Origin of the sequence: Neobacillus drentensis (assembly GCF_036965645.1) — a bacterium.
Lineage (GTDB): Bacteria > Bacillota > Bacilli > Bacillales > Cytobacillaceae > Neobacillus > Neobacillus drentensis_D.
The window spans coordinates 1-9,125 of the sequence record NZ_JBALPZ010000141.1 but is presented as its reverse complement, the minus strand read 5'-3'; the positions used below and the strand labels follow the sequence as shown (position 1 = coordinate 9,125).

The 9,125-nt window shown below is 40.0% G+C and carries 8 protein-coding genes; all 8 read right to left on the bottom strand.

Features of this window, described 5'->3' with window-relative positions; all coding sequences use genetic code 11:
- Positions 1-153 precede the first annotated feature (153 nt).
- Complete coding sequence (locus tag V7266_RS23930) at positions 154-333, bottom strand: hypothetical protein (protein WP_335471618.1); 180 nt, start codon at positions 331-333, stop codon at positions 154-156.
- Positions 327-503 carry an SDR family NAD(P)-dependent oxidoreductase gene (locus V7266_RS23925; RefSeq protein WP_420491494.1) on the bottom strand — a complete coding sequence of 59 codons (177 nt, stop codon included), beginning with the start codon at positions 501-503 and terminating at the stop codon, positions 327-329. Before V7266_RS23925 ends, V7266_RS23930 begins: the two co-directional genes overlap by 7 nt.
- A gap of 100 nt (positions 504-603) precedes the next feature.
- Positions 604-1,857 (bottom strand): cytochrome P450 family protein, encoded by a 1,254-nt coding sequence (locus tag V7266_RS23920; RefSeq protein WP_335471617.1) that lies wholly within the window; start codon positions 1,855-1,857, stop codon positions 604-606.
- A gap of 238 nt (positions 1,858-2,095) precedes the next feature.
- Positions 2,096-2,380, bottom strand: a complete 285-nt coding sequence (locus V7266_RS23915) for a GDSL-type esterase/lipase family protein (RefSeq protein WP_335471619.1) — start codon at positions 2,378-2,380, stop codon at positions 2,096-2,098.
- Positions 2,381-2,534: 154 nt separating this feature from the next.
- Positions 2,535-4,028 (bottom strand): DHA2 family efflux MFS transporter permease subunit, encoded by a 1,494-nt coding sequence (locus V7266_RS23910; protein ID WP_335471615.1) that lies wholly within the window; start codon positions 4,026-4,028, stop codon positions 2,535-2,537.
- A gap of 465 nt (positions 4,029-4,493) precedes the next feature.
- Positions 4,494-6,431: a Tat pathway signal sequence domain protein gene (locus V7266_RS23905; RefSeq protein WP_335471614.1), complete on the bottom strand. Its 1,938-nt coding sequence runs from the start codon at positions 6,429-6,431 to the stop codon at positions 4,494-4,496.
- 101 nt (positions 6,432-6,532) lie between these two features.
- Positions 6,533-7,921 (bottom strand): MFS transporter, encoded by a 1,389-nt coding sequence (locus V7266_RS23900; RefSeq protein WP_335471613.1) that lies wholly within the window; start codon positions 7,919-7,921, stop codon positions 6,533-6,535.
- A 351-nt stretch (positions 7,922-8,272) separates the two neighbouring features.
- A partial coding sequence (locus tag V7266_RS23895; protein WP_335471611.1) for a DUF5605 domain-containing protein occupies positions 8,273-9,125 on the bottom strand: 853 nt, incomplete at its 5' end.

Sequence of the window (9,125 nt, the reverse complement as noted above, 5' to 3'; positions counted from 1 at the left end):
CTTTATCATCATAAAGATACAACAGTAGATTACTAGATGTATCGTCCTTCGTTCGCTTTTTTTTGAGTTGGATCAAATCATTAACACAAATTCGCTTTATGAAGCTCTCTGAAAATCCTCGATTTTGCCTTCGAGTAGTTCCCCATTATATCATTATTGAAAAATTTGGCCGCCTGCACAGTTAACGATCGTACCATTTAGCATATTGGCCCCTGTCGTCGCCGCAAATATGACAACTTCTGCGATCTCTTCTGGAGTAGCTGGTATATTTGGTCCTGTTGTTTCTGTAAGCTTTTTCACTCTTTCTTCAGTAAGGGTTGTCGATTTTACCAAAAGCTTCTACTTACATTTTTCCATTGTTCCTCGGATGAAACATCTAATTCAAGAGCAAGAATATCTCTCTCAAGATTGGATACTGCTTCTTCCAATTGTTTGATTGCGATATCGGTAGCCACTACTTTGGCTCCCTCTTTAGCAGATAATTTTACTACCGCTAACCCCATGCCACTTGAAGCACCTGTAATAAAAGCAACTTTGTTAGTTAAGCGTCACATCAAACATCCTCCTCAGGTTATGAATATCAGAGTACAAACTTATCCCCTATTAAAAAGCAACAGGCAAGGAGGTTAACCCCTGTGAGGCTAGCTTGAATTGCCATCTAACATTCTCGCGAGGAATTCTTAGATGAAGATTGGGCATTCTCTTAAGCAGGGTAGTAAACGCAATATCCCCTTCTATCCGGGCAAGAGGAGCCCCTAAACACATATGAATGCCATGCCCAAAGGCAAGATGCCGTTTGATTTTGCGCGTAATATCTAGTTCTTCTGACTGTGCAAATTGAAGTTCGTCTCGATTGGCTGATTTCATTAAAGGAAGAATGACATCCCCTTTTTTAATCTGCTCTCCTCCAAGCTCAGTGTCTTCAAGTGCATAACGCGGTCCAGCAATGGTAGAAGGACCATTAAAGCGCAGCAGCTCTTCAACTGCGGAAGGAACCAAACTATGATTGGCCTTGAGCATCTCCCATTGGTCTGGATGATCGAATAATATTATGGTACCAGTGGAGATCAAAGTTGAGGTGGTCTCATGCCCAGCAAATATTAATAGCTGTATCATTGAGAGCAGTTCCGCTTCGTTCAGTCGATCTCCCTCCTCCTCAATAGCGACTAATTGGCTGATTAAATCATCACTAGGATATTGACGTTTTTCGGCGACAAGCTGCTTGATGTAATTGCCGAAGTCTTGAAGGCCTTTTGCTACCTCTGGATCCAACCTTCCCAGACCAAGACCATTTGCGATTGCCTCCGACCATTCATGGATCTTTTTCCGATCTGATTTTGGCACACCTATCATGTCAGAAATAACGTTGATTGGTAATGGATTAGCATAGTCCTTGACTAGATCCATCTCACCTTTTGCTTGAACCTGATCGAGTAATTCATCTGCAGCCTCTTGCACACGAGGACGTAGGCTTTCCATATATTTTGGAGTGAACGCTTTAGACACCAATGTTCGTAATCGTTTATGATCGGGCTCATCAATGGCATTTAAAGAAGTGGAAAGAAAGTGAGAGTGACCGGATTCCTCGCTCCCGGTTAAGGATTGCTGAATGTGATTGTTATCTCCAAGTCCTCTGCTGTCAACCGTAAAGCGGGCATGATCTTTCAGCACCTGCATGACTTCTTCCATTCGTGTAGCCATCCAGACTTGGTTATCCTCACCACCCATTGGTAATTGAATAGGAAACACCGATCCCATTTTTCGCATCTGAACAAATAATGGAAACGGGTCTTCCGTGTTGTGACCACTTAGTAGGCCTAATACTCTATCCTGAATGATTTGTTCCGAATTTTTCATCATGAACTTCCTTTCTCATCTTAATTGTCTTCTAGGCTTTAATCATTTTGATAACACTTTATACTCATGCTTGGACACCGACTCTATTTTTATTAATCTTTTTAAATAGTATGCTTTTTACTAGGTACTGGTCATTAGAGGTACTTTTTTAAATTATTAAGGACTACTCTATATCCATTTGCAAACATATGGATCCCATCAATTGCATATTCTTCTTTTAAGTTTCCTTCAGAATCCATTAAACCCTTTTTACAAAAAAAAATTCATAACCATGTCTTTTTGCTAATTCTTTAATTAATTCATTCGCATCCGAGATTGCTTGATTAGTTCTTGTTTTAAACATTTCTTCCTTTTTAGACTTGTCAATTGGAGGAAAATCCGCTTTTGCATTTATAGGATAATAAGCCATTACAAATACCTTGCAATCCGGCAATTTTTCACCAATTTGAGTTAAAATAGTATTATAGTTTGCAAGTAAATCTTCTTTTTTATAGCCGGGCGAACCGATATCATTCGTTCCAATATTTATCTGACCCCTTTTCCACTATTTTTAAAGAAGACTCGCCAATTAACGAGCTGCTTTAATCACAACATTAGATTTATTAGATAAATAGAAGAAAATAAATTCTTTTATCAAATTTATAAGAAAAAATCAACCTAGAATTTAGTCTATTAACTTACAAGCCTACGATTTCCTTCCTTTTGTTTCCCAAGACTGTTTCTTTCCTAGTATCAACACGTTTAACGAATAGGGCTAATACTAGAGCCACAATATTAACGCCGAGTGCTACATAGAATGAAGATTGAATTCCCACTAATAAAGCCTTCTGTGTTAATAAGGCTTGAGATGCCGGTGCCAATGTTGTTGGATCAACACCTTTCAAAAGGCCTTTAGCAGCTGTATTAGTTACTGAATTCATAATGGTAACAAGAACAGCTGTACCAATTGAACCAGACACTTGCTGTGCTGTATTATTAATGGCTGTACCATGTGGATTTAACCTAGTTGGCAATTGATTTAGACCGTTTGTCATAATTGGCATGGAAATCATTGATATACCAAATGTGCGGAGAGAGTATACAAAGATAATGTATGTTTCACTTGAGTCGATTTGTAAGTTTGCCAACATATAAGTTGATACTGCTGTAATTGCAAGACCTGTTACTGCAAGAATTCGCGGACCATATTTATCAAATAGTTTCCCTGTAATCGGAGACATAATCCCCATAATAATGGCACCAGGCAGCATTAACAAACCAGATTCAAGTGGTGTAATTCCTCTTACATTTTGGAGATACGCTGGAGTTAAAATCATACCAGAGAACATAGCTACAGCGTTTACAATCGATATAATAGATGCTAGAGCAAACATTGGATACTTGTAAGCTCGAAGATCTAATAATGGTTCATCCAATTTAAATTGACGAGAGATAAAGACTATTAAAGCAATAGCCCCAACTATTAAAGAAGTTAAAACAAACGTATCTGTCCAACCATCTGAACTTGCAGAACTAAAACCATATAGCAATCCGCCAAAACCAATAGAAGATAAGATAACAGAGAAGTAATCAAGATTCGTATTTTTATTTTGGTCCATTATATTTTCAAGTTTCCAAACTGCTAGTAGTAAACTAATAACAGCTAAAGGTATGATCATTTCAAAAAGTAAACGCCAATTATAATACTCTACGATATATCCTGAGATTGTTGGACCAATGGTTGGGGCGGTAATCATTACTAATCCGAAAAAACCCATTGCAGTCCCACGTTTTTCACGTGGAAAGCTCACTAGCATAACATTCATTAATAAGGGACCCATTGCTGAAGAGCCTATTGCTTGAATCATTCGACCGGTCAACAATACACCAAAGTTTGGTGCGAACGCTCCTAATGCTGTACCAAAAATAAAAATAAGCATTAATGAAATAAATAATCTACGATTCGAAAAACGCGTTAATAAAAAGGCTGATGCTGGAATCAAAACACCGCTAACAAGCATATAGCCTGTAGAAAGCCACTGTATTGTGGAATAGTCTTTAATTTTTAAATCTGTCATGATAGACGGCAGAGCCACATTTAAAAGAGAGTTATTTAAAAAAGAAACAAAGGCTCCTAAAAATAAGATTGCTATCATTAAATAGGGTGTTTTTTTGGGTAAAACTGAATCCATCTCCGTTTTCTCCTTATCATTTAAATTGAAGAGTAAATATATTATTTTTGTTCGTTTACATTTCGGTAATTAATACCATGTTTTTAAGCCTTTATTTTTGTTCACTCTTCGTTATTATTATTTTTTCAAAAATTAAGATTTCTGTATTTCATTTTTTTTGTTTGTATTATAAAATTTCGACATTATTTATTCGGGTATGGTGAACAATTAGATTTTCAACAAAAGTATACGAGTTAAAGGTGGTATTTTGTTCTTCGATGTAAGCTTATTTTCCCATTCTATTTTCACCAGGTTTCTTGTATAAATATAGATATTATCTTTTGCCCAAGGTTTAACACCTTAGAAGTGATCAGTAAACGAAAAAGGGACTGACCAAAAGTGTAGTCATTTGACCACATTTTGATTAACCCCTTCCGATTCGGCCAGTTATATTCCTCTTACTCTAATTTGTGGCTGCCTGTACGTCTATTGAACCACAACACGAACGCGACCAAGGTTTTGGACCTTCGCGAAAGATGTGTTCGGGTCACCTTCACGCTGAGACGTCACTCGAATCGCAGGGAAGTAGGTATCAGGCTTATTGTAAGTAAATGTTGCCTTCACCACGACCGTCTCATTTGGCTTTCCGAAGGATAATGCCTCGAAGTTGCCTGAGCCGAGGAAGTCCCAATCGGAGCCCACTACCTTACCAGACCCTGGAGGAACCTGGATCTTTGCCTTGAAGGTGACAGTCTGACCGGCCGGAATGTCAATCCTGTTGTCGCCGTTGACGGTTAGATCGACGACAGGCTGGATACCTCGGCGCACCGCAGCGTTATCAGGCACTTTAACTTGACTGTCAACCACGTCATAATGGGTTGAGCCTAGAGGCTCTTCGCCCCTCTCTACCCAAGCGCTTAAATCCCTAAGTGCCTGATGGAGAATGCCTTCATATTGCACTAGACGGTGAGTACGAGGACCAATATGATCTGCGTTGTCGTTGTACCAGACACAGAAGTTGGCGTCGAAGCGCTCACCTATTGAATCTTTAACCCTCGCGCTATACCAATCAGCATGCCATGGATAAGCGTCATTATCAAACAGGTTGGCAACCATAATAACCTTCCCTTGAATCATGCCAGTGTGGGTGCCTCTACCGGTCACACCAAGGGATATCATTGGTCCAACTTCTAATGGCCGTTGTGGATAAAGTGGCGTTCCGTCTAGCGCTCTAAGATGATTCCAGGCATCGTAACCCGGTCGCTGTGGTACCTGATGACGATGGTATGAGAGCAAGGCGAGGTACCACCGATTGTCGATTCTTAGTTTTGAGCCTTCATTCATAGCACTCAGTACACTTTCCGGGGTCTCACTCCCAATGGTGAAAACCATCGTGACCGGATCGAGGGAACCCCTAAGTGTTTCTACCTTCGGCGTACCCTCCGCTGCGTAAAGCGTGTAATCGAGGCCGGTTGTTGTCAGATCCTCTGGCACGTTATTCAGAACTATACTAATTGGTTCATTCTGTTCGTTTCGGTTGACCTTGATGATGGTAGAGATGTGGTCAATCTTGGCGTTACGGTACTTTTCACCGAGGGCTGATTGCTCCGTGCCCAGATACCCAGGCTTACTCCAAAAGTCATTCACATAATTGGAATCAGTGGTTCGGACTACTTCACCAAAACCAAGGAGACCTTGAGGATCGTTCATTCCGAGCAAATAAGTGTAGTCCTCCCAGGCTCGCAGCGGTACGCCCAGTTTTGTAACCTCGTCTAGCACCGCCCGTTCTACCTCACTGAGCCCGACGTATGGCTTTCCACTGCCTCCAGGACTCACCGTATCCGCAATCTGCTGGGCCTTCTCCTCTAACACGAAGCGTGCAAAGGCCCGGGCAAAGAAGTTATTCGGGATAGATGTTGGCACGCCAGGAATGAATGGTACGGCACCGGCCCATATCCCACTGGTGTTCTCGATGGCACCTATTGTCTGAAAGGAGCCACCACTGCCGCCATAGATATAGCCATAAATCCGTTCAGATGAGCCGTAATAGCTCGCAGCAACCGTCCTAGAAAACTTGGCCGCAGCTGCGTCCACCCGATAACCACCCCCGCCGTTCGTCTGCACCGTGTATGCCCCGCTGTCCGCACCGAAGCTTAATGTCTCATCGGTCGCGTTCTCGTCTATGAGCGGGTACACCAAATGAAAAAATCGTCCCTTCCACTGACTCTTCAATGGAAAGTAGAAGTTGAACCTCTTATCAGTTCCCTCAAAGTGACCCGATACCTTGTGGTGAGGTACCGGAGTGGTGTGATCGGATTCGCTGTCGATGACCGGACGGTTGTATAGCGGGTCCTCACAATCAGCGGTGATCCACATAGGTCCTTCTTCGGCTGTTAATGAATTTGATTTCTTAGAAGCAGTCATAATTACACTCCCATTATTTTGGTTTTCTAAAAACTATTAAAAATACAATTCATGTTATACATAGAAAGTTAGTAAAAGCTTTTTTTATGCTTTTTGCCCTTTTATTCTGTTAGTCCCATTTGATTACGTCTTTCCTCATTTTCCTTACGAATCTGTGGAACGAGTTTATCCAGTTTGTAGAATCTCAATGTAAGGGCTACCAATATATAAAGTACAAGTGGAATAATACTGAATAACATCCGTATCATTAAATCCGCTGACTCGGGCTGGGTTGCCGCATTCCCAGTATATCCTGACACACTAAGCAAGACACCCATTACACCTGAACCAATCGCGGCCCCTATTTTACTAGTAAAGCCTGTTACACTTCCAAGAGTACCTTCCGCACGAGGTCTTCCCTGCCACTCGTTATAGTCCGCACAATCGATAATCATCAAAGCACTCAACATAGCGATTGGGACTGTACCAGCTCCAGTTAATATGCCGCCAAGGGCCAAAAGGGGGAAGTTATCTACTGCAATAAAATTAACTAAATAACCTGAGCTGGTGATGAAAATACCTGCCACAATCAGCTTTGTCGTAGAGAATTTTCTGATAATCATTGGGAACAAAAACACCAAAGGTAAGATCACTACTTGGGTTAGGGCAAGAGGACCCATCAGTCCGACATTTTTTACAATATAGGTGAAGTAATATACACCAACTCCCATATTTGTAACAAAGTTAAACACGAATAACATGATGGCAATCGTATAAATATAACGATTGGTTTTTAATACAGACATTAATTCCTTGAAATTTACTTTTTCACCAGAAACCGTATCGACATTGTTCGTTTCCTTTATGAAAAAGAAGCGTAATAATCCAATTAATAAAAAGGGAACCGCATAGATGGCAATCAAAGTCTTCCATCCATCCGCAGAGGTAGCCAGCTTACCCATCAACATAGGGAAACTAACATTAACCGCTATTGCTCCAAGAAAAACAATAATGGATCCATAGGAACTTATGGCAACATAATGCTCTTGCTTTGAAAAAGCACGTACCATATATACCGTATTGTTTGCATTAAGGAGAGTTCCGAAAATGGAATCTACAAAAAAGAACATGGAAAAAACCCAAACGACTTTTGCTGCTAAACTGAATTCAGGAGGACAAGCAAACATCAGCCATGTACATAGCCACACCCCGATAATACTCAACTCATACGGACGGGCACGCCCAATTTTTGTATTGGTTCTATCCACAATGACACCCGCTAATAAATTGGTAATACCATCTAATAGTTTAGTAGCCATTAACAGTGTTCCTACTAAAGCAGCCGGTATTTTTAGTGTATCAGTACAATAAATCGATAGAAATCCTAAAATTAACACATTGCCCGATATGGATAGTGCGCGGCTTTGCCAGGCAAACATTCTCCAAGCCCCAACATTGTCCTTGGATGCTTTTTTCACGGGTGCTTGTTCTACGACTACTTCTGCTTCCATTGGATAACCTCCGTATAAATATAATTTTTTTCTCCCTTTAAATAAAAATACGGTCCCCTTTGAATTTGTTAGATTAAGATAATAGCGTTTTTTTATTTACCAAAGACCTTAAAAGATTAAATATTTCCAAGTTCTATAGTCTCACCTCCTTGCATGTAAAGGTTTTCATTTCTTTTTTTGAAAATTAAATCTTTTTATTATTTTTTCATATGAACACTTATCATGTATTTCAATTTTTCTATTTATTTTATAAAATTTCTACAATATTTAAGGGGGGGGGTGTTGTGAATCGCAATATCTTTAAAAATAAAAGGGGGATTTCCCCTTAAAAGGAGATAATCCCTTCTGCCGTCATTTGTTCTTAGCCGCAATAACTGCTATCCCTTCTTTTCCTGGTAAATTAACCCTTACCTTTCCTTTTGCCCTATCAAGCACTGTTTCACGCGTCATTTTCCAAATATCTATTACTTCGATTGAATACTCTTCACCGTTTTCAGGCAGCTCTATTTCAGTGAAGCAGCGACATTCCCTTCCCAAATATTTGATCATGTATTTGTCATCATGTCTTCCGGAAAAGACCGTGGAAAAACCGTTCATAAACTCATTTAATTCATCTGGGTCAAGACTAAAAAGAGCTTTTACAAATGGATCCATCTCCACAGAATCAAGTTTTTCCTTTATACTAGGATCATTAGGATTTACATCAAACGTAGCTTTGTCTGGCTGTATGTCCCCATCAAGTTCAGACATAATATTCTTTAGAAAAGCAATTCGGTTTACACTCTCCCCGTGTAGTTCTCCACCCTTTGCCCACCAAAGAACTTCATCATCCCTATGAAACGTTTCTCCATGAGTACAGTATCCACCAAGTACCATAACAGTCCAAAATCTGTGAACCATATCAAAGCCTGATATATTGCCCCAACCTTGATCAATATTTCCTTCATATTTGCACTCATCAATCATAACAGGCTTTTTATATTGATCTCTGAACATTTTAGTTTTTTGTACACTATTTATTTGAATAGAGCAGTGGGTAATCCATGGTTTCGATGCATCGTAGACTTTTAGGCCGTTATGGTTGGATAACAAATGGTGATAAGGATCTTCACTACTAATAAACTTGCCAAAGGATTCCCAGTCTTCTTCATTCTTATTAAAAACCAAATCATACTCATTTGCTAAACTCCACCAAATGTTTCTG